Annotated in this window: 19 protein-coding genes; 18 read left to right on the plus strand and 1 reads right to left on the minus strand. The window is 24.6% G+C overall.

Annotated features, from left to right (window positions below; all coding sequences use genetic code 4):
- The first annotated feature begins 13 nt into the window (after positions 1–13).
- The 7 genes from AAHM99_RS04405 (at position 14) to gatB (ending at position 9,738) form a co-directional block, all read left to right on the plus strand.
- The gene (locus tag AAHM99_RS04405) at positions 14–907 is read left to right on the plus strand and encodes a pseudouridine synthase (RefSeq protein ID WP_342275488.1); all 894 of its coding nucleotides are present in this window, start codon (positions 14–16) and stop codon (positions 905–907) included.
- Positions 908–942: 35 nt separating this feature from the next.
- Complete coding sequence (locus AAHM99_RS04410; RefSeq protein ID WP_342275489.1) at positions 943–2,835, plus strand: hypothetical protein; 1,893 nt, start codon at positions 943–945, stop codon at positions 2,833–2,835.
- A gap of 84 nt (positions 2,836–2,919) precedes the next feature.
- Positions 2,920–4,533: a hypothetical protein gene (locus AAHM99_RS04415; protein WP_342275490.1), complete on the plus strand. Its 1,614-nt coding sequence runs from the start codon at positions 2,920–2,922 to the stop codon at positions 4,531–4,533.
- A 14-nt stretch (positions 4,534–4,547) separates the two neighbouring features.
- Positions 4,548–6,542, plus strand: a complete 1,995-nt coding sequence (gene ligA, locus AAHM99_RS04420; RefSeq protein ID WP_342275491.1) for an NAD-dependent DNA ligase LigA — start codon at positions 4,548–4,550, stop codon at positions 6,540–6,542.
- 2 nt (positions 6,543–6,544) lie between these two features.
- Positions 6,545–6,835, plus strand: coding sequence for an Asp-tRNA(Asn)/Glu-tRNA(Gln) amidotransferase subunit GatC (gatC, locus tag AAHM99_RS04425; protein WP_342275492.1), 291 nt, complete (start codon positions 6,545–6,547; stop codon positions 6,833–6,835).
- Between the two features lies 1 nt (position 6,836).
- Positions 6,837–8,306, plus strand: coding sequence for an amidase family protein (locus AAHM99_RS04430; RefSeq protein WP_342275493.1), 1,470 nt, complete (start codon positions 6,837–6,839; stop codon positions 8,304–8,306).
- Positions 8,299–9,738: an Asp-tRNA(Asn)/Glu-tRNA(Gln) amidotransferase subunit GatB gene (gene gatB / locus AAHM99_RS04435; RefSeq protein ID WP_342275494.1), complete on the plus strand. Its 1,440-nt coding sequence runs from the start codon at positions 8,299–8,301 to the stop codon at positions 9,736–9,738. The genes AAHM99_RS04430 and gatB overlap by 8 nt, the downstream gene beginning before the upstream one ends.
- A 32-nt stretch (positions 9,739–9,770) precedes the next feature.
- Here gatB and AAHM99_RS04440 read toward each other — a convergent pair whose 3' ends face one another.
- The gene (locus AAHM99_RS04440; RefSeq protein ID WP_342275495.1) at positions 9,771–10,466 is read right to left on the minus strand and encodes a potassium channel family protein; all 696 of its coding nucleotides are present in this window, start codon (positions 10,464–10,466) and stop codon (positions 9,771–9,773) included.
- 89 nt (positions 10,467–10,555) lie between these two features.
- Between AAHM99_RS04440 and AAHM99_RS04445 the strand changes: the two genes are divergently transcribed.
- The 11 genes from AAHM99_RS04445 to AAHM99_RS04495 all read left to right on the plus strand — a co-directional run bounded on the left by AAHM99_RS04445 (position 10,556) and on the right by AAHM99_RS04495 (position 26,437).
- Complete coding sequence (locus tag AAHM99_RS04445; RefSeq protein WP_342275496.1) at positions 10,556–12,229, plus strand: TrkH family potassium uptake protein; 1,674 nt, start codon at positions 10,556–10,558, stop codon at positions 12,227–12,229.
- 157 nt (positions 12,230–12,386) lie between these two features.
- A complete protein-coding gene (locus AAHM99_RS04450; protein ID WP_342275497.1) occupies positions 12,387–16,580 on the plus strand; it encodes an FtsX-like permease family protein in 4,194 nt (1,397 codons plus the stop codon).
- Between the two features lie 1,024 nt (positions 16,581–17,604).
- The gene (locus tag AAHM99_RS04455; RefSeq protein WP_342275498.1) at positions 17,605–17,787 is read left to right on the plus strand and encodes a hypothetical protein; all 183 of its coding nucleotides are present in this window, start codon (positions 17,605–17,607) and stop codon (positions 17,785–17,787) included.
- Positions 17,788–17,899: 112 nt separating this feature from the next.
- Complete coding sequence (locus tag AAHM99_RS04460) at positions 17,900–18,313, plus strand: hypothetical protein (RefSeq protein WP_342275499.1); 414 nt, start codon at positions 17,900–17,902, stop codon at positions 18,311–18,313.
- 2 nt (positions 18,314–18,315) lie between these two features.
- A complete protein-coding gene (locus AAHM99_RS04465) occupies positions 18,316–18,672 on the plus strand; it encodes a hypothetical protein (RefSeq protein ID WP_342275500.1) in 357 nt (118 codons plus the stop codon).
- A gap of 1,385 nt (positions 18,673–20,057) precedes the next feature.
- Positions 20,058–22,301 (plus strand): hypothetical protein, encoded by a 2,244-nt coding sequence (locus AAHM99_RS04470; protein WP_342275501.1) that lies wholly within the window; start codon positions 20,058–20,060, stop codon positions 22,299–22,301.
- Positions 22,234–24,126: a hypothetical protein gene (locus AAHM99_RS04475; protein WP_342275502.1), complete on the plus strand. Its 1,893-nt coding sequence runs from the start codon at positions 22,234–22,236 to the stop codon at positions 24,124–24,126. The genes AAHM99_RS04470 and AAHM99_RS04475 overlap by 68 nt, the downstream gene beginning before the upstream one ends.
- A 74-nt stretch (positions 24,127–24,200) precedes the next feature.
- Positions 24,201–24,497: a transposase gene (locus AAHM99_RS04480; RefSeq protein WP_342274802.1), complete on the plus strand. Its 297-nt coding sequence runs from the start codon at positions 24,201–24,203 to the stop codon at positions 24,495–24,497.
- A gap of 278 nt (positions 24,498–24,775) precedes the next feature.
- The gene (locus AAHM99_RS04485; protein ID WP_342274793.1) at positions 24,776–25,339 is read left to right on the plus strand and encodes a DDE-type integrase/transposase/recombinase; all 564 of its coding nucleotides are present in this window, start codon (positions 24,776–24,778) and stop codon (positions 25,337–25,339) included.
- A 76-nt stretch (positions 25,340–25,415) separates the two neighbouring features.
- Positions 25,416–25,829, plus strand: coding sequence for a hypothetical protein (locus AAHM99_RS04490; protein WP_342275503.1), 414 nt, complete (start codon positions 25,416–25,418; stop codon positions 25,827–25,829).
- A gap of 2 nt (positions 25,830–25,831) precedes the next feature.
- Complete coding sequence (locus AAHM99_RS04495; protein WP_342275504.1) at positions 25,832–26,437, plus strand: lipoprotein; 606 nt, start codon at positions 25,832–25,834, stop codon at positions 26,435–26,437.
- Positions 26,438–26,468 lie beyond the last annotated feature (31 nt).

A 26,468-nucleotide genomic window follows, 5' to 3' on the forward strand; every position in this document is an offset into this window, starting at 1 on the left:
AAAGAGGTTACTTATGACAATAATAAAAGTCAATCAAAACGATGTTGATCAAACAGTCTTTAATTTTATTAAAAAAAATTTTAAATCCACTAATTTATCTATCATTTATAAATGGTTTAGAAAAGGAAAAATCAAAATTAATGATATCAAAATTAAAGATACAAAACAAAAAATAAAGTTAAATGATGAGGTTAAAATTTATGATAGTAGTGAAACTGAGAAAAGAGATCAGTTCTTGGAAGTGGACTTTTCTGAACTAGAAATAGTTTATGAAGATGAAAATATTGTAATTGTAGATAAACCAGCTAATCTTGAAGTGCACTCACCAGTGAATATAAATTTAGATCAAATGGTAAAGAGTTATTTAAAAAATAAAAATGAATATAATCCAGATTTGGAAAATAGTTTTGTCATTAGTCATGTTCATAGAATTGATAAGCTAACAAAGGGGTTAGTCATTTATGCAAAAAATAAAATTACTTTGGATATTCTTTTAAATGAGTTAAATAATAAAACTAAAATCAAAAAACTTTATTTAGCAAAAACAGAAAATGATAATTTGCAGACAGGAAAAATATCAGGATATATTAAATATGATAATGATAATCAAAAGGCAAAATTTAGAATTGATAAATTTAATAATGCAAAAAAGGTTGAACAAGTAAATAAGTTAATTGATGAAAAAAATAATATATATGAAGTTCAAATATTAACAGGTAGAAAGCACCAAATTAGAGCTGTTTGCAATTTTTATAAATCTCCAATATGTAAAGATTTTAGATATGGTGGGAAGAGAAGTCATTTAAGAGAAATTGATTTAATTGCCTATAAGATAGTTTTTAATAATTTTGAAGGTCATTTGGAATATTTAAATGGTAATGAATACAAATCAAAATATAGCTTTTAATGTTAAAATTAAAATAATATATTAGGAGGTTTGAGATGTTATCTACAAGACAAGGTATTTTTAGTGTTATTGTTGGTACAACAATATCTACTCTAAATGCAATAATTCAATTTTTAACAATGTACTGAGTTTTAGAAAAATTTGGAACTGAGTTTAACGGGTTTGTGCGTTTAGTAACATCATTCTCTGCAATTATTGCAACAGCAGAGGGAGCCTTAGGGATTGCTGCGTCAATTTTACTTGTAAAACCACTAGTAACTAATGATTGAATTAGTGCAAATGAGATTTACTCAACAGCAAAAAAAAGTTTTAGAAGATCAGCTATTGTTGGATTAGTCTTAGTTACTGTAACTGCACTTGCTTACCCATTATATGCAGGAGTAAATGCACAAGATAGTAGCATTTTTGATCCAAATAGTTGAACTAATATTGGCTTGAATTTAACTGATGACAAATTTGCCCCATATTGACAATTAATGATTATTGCTTTAATCTTTGGATCAAAAAACTTTGTTTCTGCTTATTGATTTAGTGTTTATGAAACTATAATTATAGCTGATAATAAAAATGTTATAAGAAGAATAACAATTCTTTTTACAGATATTTTAGTAAATGGATTAACTTTCTATTTATTGGCAAAGGCTAGTAATCCAGTAATAGCATTTATTCCTATATTACTCTATTCGCCTGTAAAGGGATTATTAATATATTTATATGTTAGAAAAAAATATTTATGACTGAAATATTATCGAGATTTCAATAGTTTTAAATTAAATACCACAACTTCAAAAATAACTTGATCTAACTTAGGGTCAACATTATTATTAAATTCAGATATTGCAATAGCTTCAGTAATTTTTGGCCTAAATGTTTCATCAACGCTTTCACTTTATTTAGTTGTTGCTCTAAACGTTAGGCTAATAATGACAAATTTTATTGTATCCTTTAGAGAATTTTTTGTTACATTAGTTGCAAGAAGAGGAAGAATTAATTGAAATAGTTATGCAAAATACGAGCTCTATAGCTATTTAATAGCAGCCTTTACGTTTATTAATATGTCTATATTATCTCCATACTTTGTTAGTGCACTTTATGGTAAAAATATTACTTTAACTGACCCAACAAACCCAAGTACAAAGGCTTTTGAATTTATGTTTTATACACCAATTTTTTCAATGCTTTATGCTGCAGTTACTGCATTTACAATTCTTTGTGATAGTCAAATGACTTTAATTCAGGCAAAAGGAAGATATGGAGAAGTTTCAAAATTTCAAAATATAATTGGGGTTGTTTATATAATTACAGCTGTTTTGGTACCATTTATATTAGTTACAGCTGGTGTTGGGGGAATTAATAGTTTAGTTATTGGAGTTGTTAGTATGTATTTAATTAAGTTACTTTGCTTAATTATTAGATATGGTTATTTATGAATTTATGTTTGAAAATATGTCACTTACAACTCTAATAAAAAATATGTTGTAAATAATTTCTTAATATTGATTGTTCCTACATTTATTGCTATTTTATTAAATGCATTTTTAATTAGTAAATATTTAGATATTAGAAGTGCCACAGGAGAAGGAGCTCATATTGCCCCTCTAATTGGTTTATTCTTTGGGACAATATTCTCAACAATTTTTGTTCTAATTTTATTCTCATATATTCTTAATGCTAAATTATTTAATGGTATTATAAGAAATCTTCCAATTATTCAAAAAACTCTTTTAAGAAAAAATTCTCAATCAAGAAAGAAAAACTTAGAAGAATATGGAATAGATGTAGATGAAATTGTTGATAAAGGAAATCAAATTTCTCATGCTATGTATGGTATTGAAGATACAACAGTTAGTTCTTCAGTAATTAATGAATCAACAGTAATTAACGTTAATCCAAAAAATGAAAATATTTATGTTCTAAAAGGCAAATAAAATTGATATAAATCAATTTTTTTTATTTAGTTTTTAAGAATCTTTAAGCACTTTCTAGGTGCTATAATTTATAAAGGTGAAAATATGATAAGTTCTTCAATATTTATTGCAATAGGAATATCAATGTTATATTTGTTTATGTTTTATACATCAGGCTTAATATTCATTGAATTTTTTAAATTTAAAATTAAGAATCACTTTGTAGCAATAGCTACAGGTTTTTTTAGTTATTTTACTTTTATATCAGTATTCACTTTTCCATTGCAATTAATATCAGTTCTTCCTTATGTTTTCTTTGTGTATTATACATTTGCAATTTCTTTAATTTATCTTTTATTTTGTTTTATTTTTATAAAGTTTTGACTAAACACTAATTTTTTAAAAATTGACTCGCTAATATTTATATTAGTAGTGGTTATTTTTATAGCTATTGATTATGCATCACTTAACTATATCTCAAAAGAAAATTTTAGTAGACATAAAAATACTTTGGCTATTTTGTATTGATTAAAAGATAACCCTGTATCCTTTTTTAATGATTCAACTTTATTTAACTTTCTTGGATTTAAGCCGTTTCAGGGTTGATATACTTTTCAACTTTCAGTAATAATGATGGTGAATATTGAACCATATCAGTATAAGGATTTAATTGTTCCGTTATTAATTATTTTAGATGCTTTTATAATTACTTCAATATTGTTCTTATTTTATGAATCTTTTACTCCAAAAATGAAAATAAATAATAGAATAACTGTTTTTATTATTAGCTTTATAACATTCATTATTACAAGAATAATTTTCTGATGATTAGATTACTCCATTTTTACAGGTGATATGATTCTTCTCTATTTAATATTTTATGCTGCAACGCTATTATTAAGATATACAACAGCTAATGTTAGGGAAAGGTATAGTCCAATTTTTATAGGGTTTGTATTAGGAGGATATATATCCTTTTCTTGAGATAGTTCTTATCAAATATTATTTTTATTGTATGCATTTATTTTTACAATTCAAAGAAGATTTAATCAAAATTTTACAAAAGATATTTTAAAAATTGCAATATTTCCCATGATTGGATTTATATTTTATAATATTATTCTAAGTTTATATCTCCAAGTTATTATTTTTGGATTTATACTTTTAATTATGTTACTAGCTTCATACTTAATGAATAGGAGATATTCTTTTGTTGTCAAATTTGAAACTTTTTTAGAGACAAGAAGTCTATTCACTGTTTTACTTGTACCTTTATTTTTTATGATGATATCAACAGGATTTATTTTAACTTTTAATGAAAACATTTTATCTGAAGAGTATAACTCTCTAAATATAATTTACATATGAACCTCATTAATAAAGAATGATATTGCAAAACAGTTTTTAACTTTTATAATATCAATGACTTTACTAACTTGTTCATTTGTATGAGTTTTCTTTAGAAAAAAAATTAAGTATGATTTAATAACGAACTCTATTGATCTATTCTTAATTAGTTATTTAACATTCTATAATCCAATTTCTGTAAGATTCATAAGTACATTTTATCCAAAAATGTTTGAAACAAATGGAGTGGTTTTAATAGTCTTGCTATTTACATTTGTAAATACTTTGCCTTATGCTATAAGAACAAAGAAAACAATTGAAGAAATAAATGATGTAGTAATTATAAAAAAATATTCAAGAGTGAATTTTTAATAGGAGGTATTTTAATGAAAGAAGTTTTAGAAAAAATTGGACAATTAAAAAATAATTTAAATAAGTGAGGTCACGCTTATTACGTATTGGATAAGCCTTTAGTGGATGACTCAGAATATGACAAAAGCTTAAATGAATTAATAAAATTAGAAACACAATATCCTGAACTAATTACACCAGATTCTCCTACACAAAAGGTTGGGGGAATTGTTATAGATAAGTTTGAGAAATATAAACATAAACAACCAATGTTAAGTTTGGCTAATGCCTTTAATAAAGATGATTTGGAAAATTTCAATGATCAAATCATAAAAGAGATTGAAAATAAAAAATATAATTTTTTTGTAGAGCCTAAAATAGATGGATTATCAATTTCATTAATATATAAAAATGGAAATCTATTCAAAGGTGTTACTAGAGGTGATGGAATTTATGGTGAGGATGTTACTTCAAATGTAAAAACAATAAAAAGTATTCCACTTTCAATATCAGATAAAAATGATTATGTAGAAATTAGAGGGGAAGTTTTTTTATCCAAAAATGAATTTGAAAAATTAAACAAGCAAAGATTATTAAATAATGAAGAGATTTTTGCAAATCCAAGAAATGCTGCAGCGGGAACTTTAAGACAACTTGATTCAAGCATTGCTGCTTCAAGAAAACTTGATGCATTCTTGTATTACTTTATGGATAGAGAAAAATTTCATACTCACAGTGATTCTTTAAATTATTTAGAAACAATGAATTTTAAAATAAATAGTTTGGGTAAAATCTGTAACACCATTGAAGATGTATATAGTCATATTCAATTTATTCTTTCACAAAGAGAAAAATTACAATATGAAATAGATGGTGTTGTAGTTAAAATAAATGATTTTGATCTATATGAAAAAGTAGGTTATACTGCAAAGTCTCCAAAGTGAGCTATAGCTTTTAAGTTCCCTGCTGAAACTAAGCAAACTAAGTTAAAAAATATTTTTGCAACTGTTGGAAGAACAGGAAGAATTACATATAATGCTTCTTTGGAACCTGTTCAAATTGCAGGAACAACAGTACAAGCAGCAACTCTTCATAATGCAGATTTTATTATTCAACGAGATATTAGAATTGGTGGAGAAGTAAAAGTAAAAAAAGCTGGTGATATAATTCCAGAAGTCATTTCACCAATACAAGATGATAATTATAAGACTTTAAAAAAATGAAGTGAAGAAAAAAACTGCCCACAATGTTACTCAATACTAGAAAGAGTAGATGGTGAAGTTGATCAATACTGTATAAACTCTCAATGTCCGAGAAAAATTGTTAGAGGATTGGAACACTTTGTTTCAAGAGATGCTATGAATATTGAAGGACTAAGTATAAAAATTATTGAGAAACTTTTTAATAATAAATTTGTTAATACAGTTTCTGATATTTATAAATTACATAAGTATAAAGATCAATTAATAGAACTAGATAAGATGGGTGAAAAATCTGTTAATAATTTGCTAGAGTCAATAGAGGTTTCAAAAACAAATTCCTTAGAAAAATTATTTTTTGGTTTAGGAATTAGACATGTTGGTAAAAAAACTGCAAAAACTTTATCACTTAATTTTAAAAACATAGATATGATATCTTCAATAACTTTTGATCAATTAGAACAAGTTAATGATGTTGGGCCAATAGTGGCTAAATCAGTTTGTGATTGATTTGAAATTAAACAAAATAGAGAATTAATTAAAGAGCTAAAAAAACTTAAAATTAATATGCAATATTTGGGTAATGAAGGAACTAAAAATAATGATAAAATAACATTGAAAAGCTTTGTTATAACAGGGACATTGAGCAGACCAAGAAATTATTTCAAAGATTTACTTGAAGAGTATGGTGCAAAAGTTATTGATACAGTAAGTAAAAAAACTGATTTTTTATTAGCAGGCAATGAGGCTGGAAGTAAACTAGAAAAAGCTCAAAAGTTAGGAATTAATATTTTATCAGAAGAAGATTTTTTAGAAATGATAGGAGAATAAACATGACAATTAATTTAGAATTATTAAAAGAGCTTCAAGATGATGCTATGTTAGATTTATCAGAAAAAGAATTACAAAATATTTTAAAATATGAAAATAGTATATTAAAAAAATTTGAAAAAGTTTTACTAGTTAATACTGATAATGTTGAAGAACTTCATTACCCCTTTGATATTTTTATAAAGGACTTGAGAGAAGATGAAGAAACAAAATCTTTATCAAAAGATGAAATTCTTAAAAATGCTCCTAGCACTTTTGAGGATTTCATAACAGTTGTAAAGGTGGTTAAATAATATGAATTTTAAAAAAACTACATTAAAGAAATTACATGATCAATTAGTAAATAAAGAGTTAAAAACTACTGACTTAATTAAGAGTGTTTTAGATTCATCAAAAGCTGATTGAGATAGTAATTTTTTAATCACTTTATGTGAAAAAGAAGCAATGGAAAAAGCTCAGGAAATAGAAAATAAAATAGACAAAGAAAATATTTTAAGTGGAATTCCTTTTATTCATAAAGACAATATTACAACAAAAAATATTTTAACAACTGCAGGTTCAAAAATTTTATCTAATTATATCCCATCATATGATGCAAGAATTGCTGAATGCTTTAATGACGCAAACTCTATTCTAATAGGAAAAGCTGCATTGGATGAATTATCAATGGGTGGAACTGGTTTATTCTCATTTAATGGTGAAGTTAGAAATCCTCATGATAAAAATAGAATTGCTGGGGGAAGTTCAAGTGGAAGTGCTTATGCAGTTGCAAAGGGAATTGTGCCATTTGCTACTGGAGGAGATACAGGTGACTCTATTAGAAAACCAGCTAGTTTAACAGGTATAGTTGGTTTCAAACCAACTTATGGTTCTATTTCAAGATATGGAGCAATTCCTTATGCTCCTAGTTTAGATCATTTAGGTTTTTTCACAAACAATGTTGAAGATTTAACATATTTATGTGAGGCAACTTATGGGAAAGATGAAAGAGATTTTACTTCAATTGATAATAGACAAGAGTTTGTAAAAAATATTAATAATTTTAATAAAAAAATAAAATTTGGTTATATAAAAAATGTCAATAAATTTTTAAAGGGTCAACTTCTAAAAGATTATCTTAAGTTATATGATATTTTAAAAGCGGATGGTCATGAAGTTATTGAGTTGGACTTTGATAAGAAATTACTTGAAGCAATACCTGCAGCATATATGATGATTTCTTTTGCTGAGGGAGTATCTTCGAATTATAACTTAGATGGAATTAAATTTGGATTAAGAGCTAAAGGAAATAACTATAAAGAGATTATAAAAAATTCTAGAACCGAAGGTTTTGGAGAGACTGTTAAGAGAAGATTTTTAATTGGAAGTTATCAATTAAAATCAGAAAATCAAGAGATACTTTTAGCTAAATCAAAAAAAGTTAGAAGACTTATTGTAGAGGCATTAGAAAAACTATATGAAAAAGTTGATATATTAATACTGCCTCCAACTTTTGAACCAGCACCAACAGTTGACCAAGTTTATGGTGTTGATGTAGAACAAAAAGGTGAAGGGGAATTTGTTTTTGCTGAAGATATTTTGATTCTTGCAAATTTTAATGGTATGCCTTCAATTACAATACCTTTTGTTTCGCAAGAAAATATGCCAATAGGAATTAATTTAAATGCAAAACCTAAAGAAGATTTAAAAGTACTGCAGGCAGCAAAATACTTGGAAAATATAATTGAAAAAAACTTTAGACAAGTAGGTGATTCAAATGAATAACTTTGAAGTAGTTATAGGAATTGAAAATCATATTGAGTTAAAAACTAAATCAAAAATGTTTGGTTTAGGTCCAGTAAGTTATGGAGAAACTCCCAATTCACAAGTATCAGAAATTGATATGGGTTATCCTGGTACTTTACCATCAGTAAATAAAGAAGGTGTGCGATTAGCTTTACTTACTTGTAATGCTTTAAATATGCAAATAGATCCTCTTTTAAGATTTGATAGAAAAAATTATTTTTATCCTGACCTTGTCAAAGGTTATCAAATTACACAACATTTTTTTCCTATTGGAAAAGAAGGAAAAATTAGTATTAATTTAGAGAATGGAGAAAAGAAAGTTATTGAAATTGAAAGACTCCACATTGAAGAAGATACTGCAAAACAGACACATAAAGATCAATTAACATATATTGATTTTAATAGAAGTGGTGTGGGTCTAATTGAGATTGTTTCAAAACCTCTAATTAGAAGTGCCTTTGAAGCTGTTGAATATGTAAATCAATTGAGAGAGTTATTATTATTTTTAGGAGTAAGTGATGTAAAAATGAATGAAGGGTCTTTAAGATGTGATATAAATATTTCACTAAGACCTTATGGTTATGAGCATTTAGGTTCAAAAGTGGAGATTAAAAATTTAAACTCTTTAAATAATGTAAAAAAATCAATTGAGTTTGAAATAAAAAGACAATCAAAAATATTGTTATCTGGAGGGATTGTTGATCAAGAAACAAGAAGATTTGATGAGACAATACAAGAGACTGTCTTAATGAGAAAAAAATCGAATGCAATTGATTATAAATATTTTAGAGAACCAAATATTTTCCCAATCAAATTAGATAAAAATTGAATTGAAGAAGTTATTAGAAATTCTCCAGAGTTAGCATCACAGAAGAGAAAAAAATATATTGAAAACTATAATCTTTCTATTGAAGATGTTAATTACATCTTGTCTGACTTAGCATTAGTAAAGTTTTTTGAAGAAACAATTCTATTAGGTTCTGAACCTAAAAAAATTGCAAATTATTTATTAACTGATATTAAAGCTTTATTAAATAAAGATGGAATTGAGTTATCTCAATCAAAATTAAAGCCACAAGATATTAATCAAATAATAAAATTATTAGATGAGGGAATGATTTCCTCAAAGCATGTTAAAACAATATTGCCAATAGCATTTGAAACTAATAAAGAAATTATAGATATAGTAGAGGAAAATAATCTTAAACTAATTTCAAATATAAGTGAAATTGAAAAATTTTTAGATCCTATTATTAAGCAAAATTTAAATTTAATAAAAGAACAATATGAACAAAGACCAGAGAGAGTTGAGAAAACAATCATGGGTCAACTTATGAAAGATACTGGTGGTAATGTAAATCCTACAATAGCATCAGAAATAATAATTAAAAAAATTAAAGAAAAATTATAAAAAAGGTTAACCATATTTTAAGGTTAACCTTTTTATTCTTCTATTTCTTGTTCTCCTCTAATTTTTAAAACTAGATCATTTACAACATTATTCTTTGCATATACTCCAAGAATATCTCCTTCTTTAAGAATTGTATATTCATCAGGTAAAATAGTTTTACCATTTCTTTTTATTTGAATAATATTAAAGTCCTTATTAGAAACTAAACCAGCATCAAAGATTGATTTATCAATAATTTCTTCTTCATAAACAGTAATGCTTGTAAAAACATACTCATTGTCAATTGATTGAACTTCACTTTCAATATCAAATAATGATTTTGTTGCAACCATTTTTCCTGTAATAACATCAGGAATAATAACTTTGTCTTCTTCAAGCCCAAGAGCTAATAAGATTCTTTTATGTCGTTCATCTCTTGCTTTAACAATAATATTTTCAACACCTAAATCTATTAGATTTAAAACTGTTAAAATACTTGATTCCATATTTCCACCAAAACATACTATAACTCCATCATATTGAGAAATACCATTTTTTTCTAAAGCATTTTTATTTGTTGCATCTAATACAACTCCCTCAACTGACTCAAATTGATTAATATATAAATTTAATCTTTCTTCATCATAGTCAAAAATCTTTATTAATTGTTTTCTTTCATCTAGCGTTTGTGCCACTGATAGACCAAAGTAGTTTGCCCCAAATATAGCAAAACTTTTTTTTCTAGCCATATTTACTCCAACTTTCTAACTTATTAATTATACAACTCTTTTAATCTTTAATGTATAATTTAATATAGATTTAAAAAGAGGCTATTTTTATGAAAAATTCTTCAAATGATGAGAAAGATATTGTTAAAAGTAAATCTAATAAAAAAAAGACAGAAGTAAAAAAAAGTGTAGAAAATAAGAATGAAAAGTTCTTTCATAAGTTAAAAAACTGATTACCTTTTTCTAGAATAAGTGGGAAAATAATTTTGGCTTATTTACTTTCTATCATATTAGGGGGTTTTTTACTTTCAATTCCTGGAGTTGTTGTTGATTCAAAAAATCACTGAAATTTCATTACGGGAATGTTTACAGCTTCAAGTGCTATATCTGATACAGGAATAACTATGGTACAAACAAATACAGGTTATTCATTTTTAGGCCAATTATTAATAATAATAATGTGTCAAATTGGAGGAATTGGAATTCTTACAATTAAAATTACTCTTTTAGTAATGATAGGAAGAAAAATTTCTTTAGATGATCAAAATATTGCTCAAAAGGAAAGAGGAAATAATAGTTTATCAAATACTGTGGAAATGATAAAAGATGCCTTTGTATTTTTATTAATATTAGAGTTAGTAGGGTCAATAGTTTTATTTTTTGGATTTTATTTCACTCCGATTTCACTTGAAGGAACTCATAAATTAGATCCATCAACTGTTACAAATCCTTATAATGATTTTGGAAAGTCACTTTGATTTGCAATATTTCATTCAATAAGTGCAACAAATAATGCCGGTTTTGATATTGTAAGTGGTAACTCACTACTTCCTTATAATCAAGGAAGTTCACAAGCTTATTTAATTCAAATTACTTTCCTATGTCAATGGGTAATAGGAGGATTAGGATATCCAACATATCATGATATTAAGAAAAAAATTAAAGCAAGAAAACAAGGAAAAAAAGTTAAATTCTCTTTATTCACAAAACTAAATTTTATAACTTATATAACTTTATTTATATTAGGACCCATATTAGTTTTTTTAACAGAGTATCTTACTGTTGAAGAAAGTCAAATATTATTAAGTGGTCATTATGAAGAAACTTATAGGCTATTGGGAAATGAAAAAATTAGCATTTCTCATAAATGAGTATCTGATGGTGGGGCTTGGAAACCTACTCATGTTTGAATGATGGATTTAATTTTTAATGTCTCTTCAACTAGAAATGCTGGTTTTGCAACAGTGGATGTTAATAGTTTTACTGCTGGAAGTAAATACTTATTATCCATTTGAATGTTTATTGGAGCTGCACCATCGTCTACTGCTGGGGGAATCAGAACAACAACTTTTGCGATCTGTGTATTAGCAATATTTTCTATTATGAGAAATAAAAAATCAGTTGAAGTATTTAAAAGAAAAATACCAGATGAGACTGTTAAAAGAGCCTTTGCTGTAGTATTTATTTCATTTTTTATTGTAACAACAAGTATATTTATTGTTTATTTGGATAGTAATAAAATGCTATTTAGAACAGATGAAACTCAAAATACAGAAGCTACAATTATTAAATTGATAATGTATGTATGTAGTGCTTTTGGTACAGTTGGATTTCAACCATTCCCTAATGAACAAATTATTCAGTTAGGTGTAATAAGTAAAATAATGTTAGTAATGACAATGTTTGTAGGGCAATTGGGAATCTCTAATACATTATTAGCTTTTGTAAAACCTAAAAATAAACAGAACTTTAGTTACTTAGAAGAAGAAGTAACGATTGGATAGGCAATAGTAAAAAAATTATAAATAAAGATATTGATAAATATGTTATAATTTTTATAATTATTTAATTAAAAGTAAATCTATTTATAAATATAAAAAATAACAACCTTATTTAAAAATTTATAAATACTTATTTTATAAATTTTTTTAAGGGCTAAAAATGAAAACAAAAATATTATTTTTTAAAAACTCAATAAGAAAAATTAGAAACAACTCTATTTCAGTTATTGCTGTTTCTTTTTTACTTTTTTTGACTTTCTTTATTCTTTTTTCAATTTTCTCTGTTAACTTAAAAGTCCTTTGAGGTTACAATGAATTTAAAAAAATTAGTAATGTAAGAGATAGTGTAATGGAAGTTGATAAAAGTTATCGTCTAATAAATCCTTCAAAAGATGAAAAAGATAATCTTCCTGAAAATCAAGAATTGTATCAACAATATATTTTAAATAGATTAGCTTTAGAAAATAACTTTGAATGAAGTAAGACGGAAGAGTGAAATATTAATAATATTAAAAATCAAGATGAAATATTAAAGCTAAAGGTATTATCAAAAACTCATTCAATTAGCAATAACTGTATAGATTGTCTAGTAATTGATAAAGGTAGAGGTTTTTCTAACTCATATCAAAAATCTAAAAGAGAGGTAATAATAAATAAGCAGTTTGCCAAGGAAAATAATATTAAAATTGGAGAAGTTATTAGATTACACCCAGATGAATATGGAGACTCTCTTCTTGTTAAAGAAAATCAAAATGTTGCTTTAGATATTTCAAATACAACAGATATTGAAGATTTACTTGAGCTTAATCAATATTATGGATTAAACTGATACCAAGTAATTGGATTTGGTAGTTCTGCAGATTTTGCATATCCAATATTTGGTGATATGTCATTCTTACCAAATATGAACAAAGAAGCTATTGTATATTTAGATTATAGAAATATGGGATTTAGTGATTACAAATTTAATGTAAAATATGGTGATGATAAATATGAAGAAAGAAATATGAAAATATATAACTCTTCAAACTCTTTAATATCTTTAACTTCTGAATATGATGGTAGTTCATATTTTTCTATTAAATTTAATAATAGAGATGGTAACTGAGATTTAGATTCCATAAATAAAAAATATAAAGAGTATGGAAATTTAAGCAATAACTCAACTTATTTTTATAATAATAATGACAAAAATTCTAGAAGTTATTCACGTGTAAATGGACCTAACAAGGTAATTCTATTATTTAATATATTTTCAAGTCTTTTACTGACTTTAATTTTTTCAATTTGTTTATTTATAATTTATTTAGTAACAAAGAAAGATTTTGAAAGTTCATTAAATGAAATTGGTTATTTGAAGTCTATGGGATATAAAAATAAAAATATAATTATTAATTATTTGGCAAATATACTTTTTTCAATTTTAGTAGGTTTTATTTTCTCATTAATATTTTTTTACTCTTTAGAAATACTAGTGCTTAATATTTTCTCAGGTTTTTTTAATTTTAGCTTTAAAAATTTTAATTATTTACCTTTAGTTTTTCTTACTATTTTTATTTTCTTTATATTAATATTTATTTTTATAATAAAAATAATCTCTTTTACAGTTTTTAATAAAGGAATTATTTATTTAAATAATGGTGTTAAAACCTTAAAGATATCTTACTTAGCAAGACAATATAAAAAATTATATAAGAGTTCTAAATTTAATAAAAAATTAAGATCTGCTCTTTTCTTATCTTCATTAACAAAAATAACAGGAATAGCAGCTGCTATGTTATTGTGTTCTACACTAACAACTGCAACAATAGTTATTCCAAAACAAGTTAAAAGAAATTATGAATCAGTATTCTCAAATATTTATTATAAAAATAAGGTTGAGTATACTAGCCCTTTACCAAATAATCCTTTAAGTTTTTATAAAACCTATAATCCAAATTTTAAAGATGAGGAATGAGGATTTGATTTTAAAAATAAAATAATAGATCAATATGTGGGATCAAAAAGTAAAGATAAAGTAAGTACAGCGTATCCTCTTTTAGAAGATAAAAAAACTATTAACTGAAATAAAGTTACTGAAAATATTTTAAACTCTGATATACATTCAGAGTATTATTCATATGATATTGCTCAAAAAAATAATACAGCATGAGCTGAATTTAGTTGATTAAATTGAAAAAATCTTTCTACGAGTTTTTTATTGGATTTGGATAATGCAGAGATTGACTCTTCAGGATTAATAGGAAGTATAGGTTCAAAGCAAACTATTAAAAATATTTATTCTCAATGAAAAGATTATGATAATTTTAAACAAGAATTAGTAGTTTTAAAAAATAAGAATCCTGGAAGAGAGCAACTGTTAAGTTATAATAATTTGCTTCTAAATTTTTATAAAAAATATATTGGAGGATTACCATTAAAATATAACTCAAAAATAATAGTAAATAATCAAATTAACATAAAAGAAATTAATAAGATTTTAAAGAAGGAAACAATTTATAAAGGTGATTATTTTTCTAATTATGATAAATATTGGAAAATAAGTAAAGATTACAATGACTTTTATGAAATAAAAAACTCAGAAGTAGCTGATTTTAATTTTACATATAATGATAAGTTAGTAGATGTAAAAAATCTAAAGCCCTCATCAATAAGTGATTGAGAAAATCATGACATTATTAGATTAAATAATAATCTTACATTGTGATTTACCTCAGTGTTTGAATGAAGATTAGGTATGGGAATATTATTATTAACTTATACAAATTCTCCATACTTTATTCAACAAAAAATAATTAAGTCAATTGAGTTAAATGAAAATTATAATGTAAGTAATAGTTTAGTACCCTATGATAAAAAAATTGATGAGTTAGGAACGTACTTTAAGGCAAATTATAAAGATCAAGATTTCAATATTTATGGAGTAAATGAAAAATCAAAATTAAATTTACTTAAAAATAAAAAAAATAAAGTTATTAATAATCAATTATTTAATGATTCAAATTTCTATTATCCTCTAATAATTAATAAGGCTCTTTCTGAAAATTTAAAAATTAAAGAAGGTAATGTTATTGATATCAATATATACATTGAAAAATTAGAAAAATATATTAATAACAAGTATAGTGATATTGGTATAAATGATTTAGAGATGGGATGATCAAAAAGTCCTTTCAAAGATTTTAGAACCCAGTCAAGTAGAAGTTATTATTCTGCTCCAAAATCTATGTCAGACTATAGAAATTTTTCAGATACAAGTTTAGGTATACCTGTTAGTTTTAATTCAGCCAAGATAGGTGGAGTAGATTTTGCAATAACAAACGGTGGAGCTGTAGGAGCTTCTAACCAGCCACCAATTCATAAAAGAGTTACAGACAATGAGTTACAAATAACAAATAATATTTATAAAAGTAATAAAAAATTTAAAATTGTGGGTATTGAAAAAAGTTATGGTACACCAAAGGCTTGAATAACAAATGACAATGCAAATGAAATTATTGGCTATGATAAGGTAGAGGAATTTAACTTTAATAATTTCTTTATTCCTGAATGAGCTCATGTTGAAGAGATATATACTTTTGAACAATTTAATGATGAGGAGTTGAAAAATAAACTTAAAAATATTAGTTATAAAGAATTTAAAGCTAATAGAAATAAAAATGAGAAATGAAAAAATATGTATGACTTTTTTATAAATCAATATCCAATATTTAATTATAAACTCTCTTCAAAAGCAGAGATCTTTGATTTAACTTCTGGATTATCAAATTCTCAAAGATATGGAGATTATAGTCAATTTGGAACAAGGGGTAGTTATGGATTAATTTATCCAGAAAATTGTGAAACAGAAGAAGAATGTGAACCTATTATAGATAAGAATAACTATTATGAGGGATTCTCAATTGTAACATTAAAAGGTCTATTACCTGTTAATTCAGTGACTGAAATAACAAAGGACTTAATTGCTACTCTTAACTTCTCAATATATATATTTATTATTATTTTATTAATAATAACTTTTATTATATTAATGTTGGCTACAACTTTAATAATTACTGATAATAAAGAGTTTATAAATGGTATGAAGATAATGGGTTACTCAAACTTTTATATAATTAATCAAATATTCAATGTATATAATGGAGTTATATTATTTATGTTCTCTATTGGTTTTTTATTAGGATTGCTATTACTAAGTGGGGTTATTAATTTTGCTTCTTTATCTACAAGTCTTGTCTTTTTTACAACTTTTATATGATGACATCCATTGTTAGTTTTTCTTTTATTAAGCTCGTTATATATATTAACTTTTTATATTAGTTGGTTTAATGTAAAAAAAATTAGAATTATTTAAAAAAACCTTCTATAAAACTTCTAATAAATTAAGTAAATTGTATTATTATTTATTCTTAGAAAACTAAATAAATAAGCTTGTAATTCTTATCTAGAAATCCCATGTAAAAAATTTATATGGGATTTTTTTGCTTTAAAACAAGGAACTTTAAAAATTAATTCTTATTAGAAAAAATTTTACTTTTCGGAAATACTTTAAAAATACTTTATATATTAATATAAAGTATTTGTGAACGAGGAGAGCTTTTATTTTGACTAAGTATTTAATAAATCAAAAAACTGAATTAGACTAAATTTTTATAAATCCAATTTGTTATTAGCACAAAATTCAAAAGTAGTATGAATTAATAATTCAAGTTTCAAAAACTGAATAAAAATTTATAATGAGAATTGAAGAGGGGTATTTAAAAAGTCCTTTAAAGCCAAAAATGGAAAAATCATAGATTATTTAAATATAAAACAGATTTAAAAAAATTTGCGGATATTTTTTCTATAGAATTACAGAGAAAATAATAGAAGGGTGCAAACTATATACTTGCGCTTTTTATAATGTAAACCATAAAAGAATTTATTATTTGGTAATTAAAAATATTAGAGGTATGAAACTAGTATTAGAGTCATTTTTTAATGTGGTTAATGAATTTGGAATATTTAAGTCAATCTTAATTATTCAATCTGATAAGCTTTCATAATTTATATCTTATCAATATCACTTAGCTAAAATGTGATCTCGCTTTGATTTAGGTATATCTAGAATAGGCAGATCAATAGACAATGAATATATTGAAGGTTTTTGAAGTACTCTTAAAAGCGAAGTAATTAAGGAAGATTATAAAATAGAGGTGTTCGAAAAAAGGAGTTTTACATTTTTTTATTGAAAGCTATTATTGTTTTTTAATATAAAAGGTATTAAAATATTTATGAAAGGATGTAGATAATCTTATAAAAAAATTTTAGCAATATATAAATTATAAATTTAATTATTAATATAAATGATTAATACAATTTTATAAAGAGGAAAATATATGCTAAAATCAATTTTATTAATTTCTTCTCTATTTGTTTCAACATTAATACCAGCAACACAGGTAAATTTTTATAATTTAGAATCGTCTAATATTAATATACAAAGAAATTTTGAAGGTGGTCATACTATTTTTCAAAGTCATAATAGTGAAAATTTTCATAATGAAACACAAATAAAATAGATAAATTATATTTAAGAGAAGGTATTAAAACTTTAGAAAATGGTTACAAATTAGAAACCAAATAATACCAATATTAAATTATTTTCAATGATTTGCTGGAGCAGAATCAAACTTGCAAACAAGTCAAACATTTTCATTTGCAAAAAGTCTTTATGATGATAAGGACAAAACAAATGTTTCTATAATTGGTTATGAAGCAATTGCAAGTGGTCCAATAATGTTGGATTGAATAACCCAAATAGGCTTTGCATGATTTGAAATATTAAATGAACCATTAATAATGACTGATTTAAATCTTGTTGCGACTACAGGTGTCTCACATAAAAAAAGTAAATTAAATTTAAAAGGAGTTTACAATATTTTTAAGGGCATAAGAGGAGAAATAAGATATAAAAATATATCAGGAAAAAAATTACACTTGCAAAAACAAAAAGTTTCTTTTGTCTTGGATTATGTAATACAACATTTGCGGGCGCAATTGCAATACAAGCAACTTATAATGAAAAATAATAAGGAGATAATATAATTATGAAGAAAATACTTACATTTTTATCAGCAGTACTTTTAATTTCAAGTACACCAGTTTTAAGTGTTTCTTGTTCTACTGGACCCATTACTTTTAAATCAAAATTAAGTTCTGCAATTAAGGATATGAATATTAAAGTAGACCAAAATACAGAAATTAATGAAGAATTTATATTAAATTACATTTTTACTTCTAGAGGACTAGATACAGAAGAACTACAAAAAGGTATTTCTGTTTCGAAGGTAAAACCAACAGATGAACAAAAAACTAAATACGAGGCAAAAATAACAGTAACTAGTGAATCTATTAGATATGAAGAAGAAACTTTTACATCAAATATTATTTTGTTTTTTGAATAACATTTCAATAATAATATTAAATTTAATAAGTATGTTTAAAGTCCATAAGAGGACTTTTTTATATTTTTTAAAAATTAACATTATAGCATTGGTATTACTAAAATAAAATATATGTTTAATTACCAATTAAAAGTATAGAGTATCAATTAGAAGGAATACTATGGATTTTACACAAGGATCAGTTTCTTTAAAATACTTTGAAATATTAACTAAATATACTAGGGATTTAACTTAGAATGTGAAACTGATTCCATTATTAGTTTGTATATTTACAAATTTTATTATAAGCATTTTTAAAACTTTCCCACTTTTTAATATTGTTAATCAACTTAATCCTGATTCATTAAACTCTAAAGTTAACATTTTAAATATTTCTTTCTTATTCTATCTTTATTCAATAATATAGTTCACTGCTCAAATACATCTCTTTTTATAAATTAATATCCAATATTTAATTATAAACTTTCTTCAAAAGCAAAGATCTTTGATTTAACTTCTGGATTATTCAATTCTCAAAGATATGGATATTATATTTAGTTTGGCACAAGGGGTAATTATGGATTAATTTATTCAGAAAATTGTGAAACAGAAGAAGAGGTGAACCTATTATAGATAAGAATAGCTATTATGAGTGATTCTTAATGGCAACATTAAAAGGTCTATTACCTGCTAATTGAGTGGCTGAAATAACAAAAGACTTAATTGCTACTTTTAACTTTTGTATATTAGTTGGTCTACTGTAAAAAAATAGTATGCTTAAAAAAGCACTTTATAAAAATCTTTAATAAATTATAGTGCTATTTTTTTTAAAAACTAAATAAATAATCTTGTAATTATTATCTAGAAATTCCATGTAAAACATTTATATGGGATTTTTTTACTTTAAGATAGATTTAAAATGAATTATTATTGGAAAAAATTTCACTTTTTATTAAAATTTTAAAAAATATTAATAAAAAAAGAATTTGGTATGCTAAAATATTTTTAGGTATATAAGGAAAACCAATAAGAGTAAGGGACATAAGAAAAGAAAATGAATAGACTTATAAAAGTGATATGTAGTTTGGGGATTATTAATAACACCAACTATAGCAGTAGTATCATGTAATAGCGGTTCTTTAACAAAAGAGCCTGAATTAAATAAAGATAAAAAGCAATTTGAGTTATTTGGAGAAACATTTGAATCAAGAGAAGATGCCATAAACTATTATTTAGATTTAGATAACGGTTTACAGATTAGTTCTGAAAGTGACTATTTTTCAGAGATTTTTCTTGGTGAATCAAAACATAACTCTAGTGAAGATGTTTTAGAATATATTGACTCAAATTATCCAATAAAGGAATTAAAAACAAATAAAAATATTGATGATTTTGTAATTGATGGAATGAATCAATTATCTTCAACTGTTGTAAAAAATAAAAATGATGAGATTTATGTTTATAAAGATGCAGATGGCAAAGTTGTTTATGAGCAAGATGCTATTAAAGCAAAAGAGATTGTAGAAAAAACATATTATAATAAAATTCAATCAAACTTTTATGTTGAAGATAAATTTTATAATAATATTAGTGAAGCAAAGGAACACTATTATAAAAATTTTATTAATAATTCTGAACAAGGTGGAATAGAAAAAGAAGAGCTATTTACAATTGGTTCTGCTAGCTATAATAAAAAGGAAGTAGAGCGTGAGATTGCCAACTCAATTAGAACTACCTATCTGTATAATAATCAAAAAATAAAGGATTCTGATTTATACACAAAAAACTCATTTAATCCTTCAACTGAAGATAAAAATAGAATCCAAAAGTATTCAAAATCTCCAGGTAAATTCCTTATTGAAACAAAAGGAAACAAAGGTGGTCAATTTACTGGTGACAAAGTAATAACTTCTCAATCAGATCTTAATACATATTTCTATGATGAAAAGAATTGAACATTGGCAAGTAAAACAAGTAAAAACTTAATGGATATTACTCAAAGTTTAATGAGTGATACCTTAATGTCTAGTGTTAATCTTTTAGAAAAGTTTAGAACAAATGTTAAGAATGACAAAGACTTCAACAAGTTAGATTATTGCTTTCCAAGCAATGGAAAAATAAGTGCAGAATCAATCTTTAACTGTTTCAGTGATAAATCTACATACAAGCAATTTTCAAATTTAGTAGAAAAATATGAACTAGTTTCAGAGTCTGAATATATTCTATCTGAGATTAATAGTTTAACAACAATTGAGTTCATACAAAAAGCAGTAATTTATTTATATCAAATTGCAGATACTTTTAGATTTTCTCAAATTTCAGTAAAGGACTCAGATTTATTAAATGAATTAATGTATGAAGTAATTGTAAATATAACAAGTGAAATAAAAGAGTGGAAAGTGTTTGTGGATTCCTTAGGAAAAAATAATGTACTAATGGCTTTAGATTTCCTTATTGAGAAAAATGATTTTTTTGAAAAATTAAATTATATTGAAAATACAAGTGTGATTCAAAAAAATATTAATTCACTAAATGAAGCATTAAGTAATTCTTTTACTCAAAATTTAATGTTAAAAGCAATAGATGAAACAGAAAAATTACTTATAAAACATGCAACTCAAATAGCTACTCAACTTACAAATGAATTGAATAAGGCTGTTCAAAAGGCAGTAAGTGCTGTGCCAATCATTGGAGATATATTTGATTTTATTAATAGTATTAGTTTACAAAAAACTTTAGTATATGAATTAATTATCCCTGATACTAAACAAAAATTGAGTTACTCAATTACTGCTTGACAATGAGAAAAAGTAAAATTTAATCCGGAAGAGATTTTTAAAGTTTTTTCAATTAAGAAACCAAGAGATAATGAAGTATACCAATTAGGTAATAGAAGTTTCTCATCAAAAGAAACTGCAAATGATTATTTAATTAGAATATTAATTGACAAAATGATTGAATCAAATAATGTAATATATGAAAGTGATTATTTTCCTGGAACTCAACTTAGTGATAAAAAAGAGTTAATAGAATATTTAACTAATAAAACTTTAACAGAAAATAAAGTAAATTATTCTGCATACTCAGATCACTTTGGAGGAATTCATTCAAACGTTCGTGATGCCCTTGAAGCAATGGAAGAAAAATTAAAAGACCCAAATAATTTAACTAGATATCATTATTATAATTTTGGAACAGGAGCTAATTCTAACTCAAGTTTTTATACAAAAGATTATGAGGAAATGCTTCTATTTATTGATAATCAAATCAAAGATTTAGAAATGAAATTAGTAAGTTCAAGTGATTTATCTAAAGAGACTAGCTTTGATGATCTATATGATTTATCTAAGTTCGAAAAACCAATCTATACATTTAATTTATATGGAATGGACTATTTTTACAAAGATAAAGTAAATGCAACTTATGCAATTATGAAATTATTAAATTATAAAAGTACAACTATTGAAACCACAGTAGAGAAATACATTTTCCACAATATTATTTTTGAAAATAAAGTACTATTTATTGAATATTTAAATACAAATATAAAGGAAATAAATGTAAGCAAGGGGGTAAAAATTTATGCTTGGAAAACTACTAATTTCATTATCAACTTTAAGTTTATCTACATCAGCTACTTTAGGTATTAATAATAATTTAGATTTAAAAAGTGACTCAAAATTAGAATTAAAATACTTAGAAGAAGATATTTTAAAAAATTCAAAACTAATAAAATCAGAATATGAATATAAATATCAAGATAAAATATATAGAGATAAAAACACTATATTAAATGAACATTTACAAAAGTCTCCAATTACTGTAGAACAAACAGTAAGTAATCCAAATAAAATTATTAAAAACTATGCAACAAATGAATTAGATGGATCAAAAATCTATAATAATAACTCAAAAGATATGGTAAAAGTTTATAAAAATGCTTTAGGTAAAGCAGTTTTACCTAACTGTGAAAATGATTTAGTAGTAGGTTGTGTTAAATCGATAAAAGATCCAGTAACAGGAGAAATACTTAACAGTCAAATTGAGAGAACCTATGATAGTTTTGCAAATAAAGGGTTATTTGTTCCAATGTATTCATATGATGGACAACAATGATACGAGTCTACTTTTGAAGCAGAAAGAGAATTTAAAAAGAGTGAATTTCAAGTAGGTCACTCATTATTCTATTTCTACAATGGAAAATATTATAATGCCTTTAATAAAAATGATATGGATGCTTTATTCAACTTATTCACAACTGGTTATCGCTATGAGGTGCTAGATGAATCATTGATTAGTGATCCAACAGTATTAGAACCCTTCAAAAAAGCGTTTAGTTTTAATGAAAAAGATTTTGTAAGTTATTTCTTTGATAACTTAAAAGCTCATATGGAAAATAATAAAAGAGTAGATGATATAATAAAAGTTGAAGAAAACCAATATACAATCAAACTTACAAGACCTGTCAATAACTCACATGATGAAGCTTTTACAATAAGACAAAACTTTAAAGATAAAAAAAAGGGAGAAATAATTCCAGGAGAACCTGTTATAGTAAATGGTAAAATACTTGGCTATAATGATTTAACAATTGTTTTAAAAGGAGCTGCAGCTTCAAATTTAAATTATAAGACAGTTATTGATAGACTTAGTAATCTATCTTCATGAGAAGCTGATCCCTCTAAGAATTGAGCTGGATGTAATAATGCAAAGGGAAGTAAAACAAATTACACATTTACTAGTAGCAAGGATTTTAAAATATCATTGGATGTACCTGATCCATCTAAATGTAATAAAATATGATCTTCAAATCCTCATAAAGCAAAATATGAAATTTTAAATACACCACAAAATACAAAAGTTAAATTGAGTTCAGAAAATAGTAGTGATAAATTATGAAATTATTTGAGCAGTGATTTGAATATGAATATAAAATGATTAAAAATCTTAGATGATAGAAGTAATAATAATAATAATATAGATTTATCTCAATGAGAAAAAGTAAGTAGTTATTCAACAGAAATAAAAAATGATCTATACTCTTCAATATTTGATCAACTATACCAAAATATATTTGAATCATCTCTAGATGGTAATAAGATTATTAAAAATGACTACTTATATGGAGCTTTTAAAGAGCAACAAAACGGAATAAAACTTTTTAATTATTCATATTTAAATACAAAAAAATTATTTGAGGATTCATTTAAAAATACAGCTATTATTGATCAAAACAATAGAGCTACTTTTACTTGACAAGGAAAAGCATTTACAGAGAATGTAGATACTTGAAAAAATTACTTTGTTCCATTAGAGAATACAAAAAATAAGCCAGGGATTGAATTAATTCCTAGATATTATTCTTACAATAGAGTAAATCATGAAAATAATAAAATTAATATTTACTCAGATCCTTTGGGTAATAATTTGGCAGAAACTAAACAAAAGGCTGAAGATATTGTCTTTGTAGTGTAACCTTTTTTCGGACACATTTTAAAAATACTTTATATATTGATATAAAATATTTGTGAACGAAGAGAGGTTTTATTTTGACTAAGTATTCAATCAATCAAAAAATTGAATTAGTATTAAATTTTTACAAATCTAATTTGTTATTAGCACAGTATTCAAAAGCAGTAGGAATTGATAAATCAAGATTGAAAAACTGAATAAAAATTTATGACGAAAATGGAAGAAGTGGATTTAAAAAATCCTTTAAAGCCAATAATGAGGAGATTATAAATTTAAAAAGAGAGCTTAAAAAATCAAAAAGAGAGAGTGAAGACTTAAAATTAAGAGATGAAATGTTTAAAGAATTAAGAGAAATGATTGATAGAAAGAAGTAAATAAGTGAGAGTTAAATACATTTAAATCAAAAGTAGTTTATAACTTTACAATTAAATACCCAAATATTGCAATTAGAAGACTTTGTAGAATAATTGATTTAGCAAAAAGTACTTACTATGATTGATTATCAAAAGGTAAACCAAAAATTAAGGCAATTAATTGAGGTTTGGTTTTGAGAATTAATGATGTTTATAAAAATGAAGTTAAAATCTATGGTTCTAGAAGATTAATGAAGTATTTAGATCTAAATTGTAGTCATAAAAAAGTTTTGCGAATAATGAAGTTTTTAAAGTTAAAACCTAATAACTATAAAATACAAAAGAATAAATCAGTTACTCCAGAAAAAAATGGTAAGTATCCTAGATTATTTAAATATCAAACAGATTTGAAAAATTATGGAGATATTTTCTCTGTTGATATTACCGAGAAAATAATAGCAGGATGCAAACTATACACTTGCGCCTTTTATCATGTAAACACTAAAAAAGTTTATGGTTTGGTAACTAAAAATATTAAAGGTATGAAATTAGTATTAGAGTCATTTTTTAATATGGTTAATGAATTTGGAACATTTAAACCAAACTCAATTATTCACTCTGATAATGGCTCAGAATTTAAATCTTATCAATATCGCTTAGCTACAATGTGATTTGATTTTGGCTTAAGTATGTCTAGAATTGGTAGATCAACGGACAATGGATATATTGAAGGTTTTTGAAGTACTCTTAAAAGAGAAGCGATCAAGGAAGGTTATAAATACAATGTTGTAAATGAATATATTTATAATTTGAAAATGTATCAATATTTTTATAATAATAATAGAGTTAGTTATAAAATATAGGTTTCCGAAAAAAAGGAACAGTACAGAAGATATTGTCTTTAATAATAATTTAGGAATTCTAAGAAAGTCATATCTTGTGTATGATATTAATGGGAAGGAAAAACAAATTTTCCAAGATACAAAAGAAGCTGCAGCGCAGGAGTTAAAAAAACAAATCTCTTTGGATTATAAATTAGTTCATAAAGATGAGTTAGTAAATTATAAAGATCAGTTTATTGATATGAATAATTTAATAACTGATGGTTTGTATTCAGTTTATAAATTTAAAGCAAGTAATGGCAATATGATGTACTTTAAAGATTACAATAGTGCAAAAGCAATTTATGAGAATCAGATTTCATTAATTGGAGGTATTGAAGAAAAATGAGTAAGCTACTACATTTATACAACAACAATCAAGGGAGTTAAAAGAAACTACTATTGAGATACAAACACAAATATTAAACAATTATCAAATAAAGTTTATTTAGATATAAAAGGAGAAAATTAATTATGAAAAAATTATTAACAATATTATCAGCATTTGGGTTAGTGGCATCAGCAAGTATTAATGTTGTTGCTTGTGGGGATACAAAACCTCCTGAAATTAAAGAAAAAACAGATTGAGTAAAAGAAGATGCTATTAAAAATTTAGGTGAATTGCATTATGAAATAAATGGAGATGAAATTAAAATCGTTTCTGACACTTTTAAATTTAACGCTTATACTAATCCAAATAATCCTGAAGACATTGAATGAAAAAAAGAAATAAACTTAAAAGAAGACGAGTTTAAACAAATTGATGGAAAAATGTATGGTGATTCAACAATTGATAATCAATGAAATTATGAACTTCTTTCATATATTTCTCTTTCTAAGTATGCTTATGCAGATAACGCTATTAAAGATTACAATGATACAATAATATATACAAAAAAGCCCTTTCTAAATTTCTATGAGAATTGATTTACTGCAGGGGTACCTTATCAAAAATACTATAGATTTAATCATGAAGTATATGATAAAAATGGAGAAAACCCTATTACTGTTTACTTTACTACTATAATGTTTGATTTTATATTTGGTTATATAAATGAAAATATAGACAAAATAATGTAAGAAATTATAATAGATTTTAAGGAACTTGCTC

This window comes from Spiroplasma endosymbiont of Cantharis lateralis, from assembly GCF_964030855.1.
GTDB lineage: Bacteria > Bacillota_I > Bacilli_A > Mycoplasmatales > Mycoplasmataceae > Spiroplasma_A.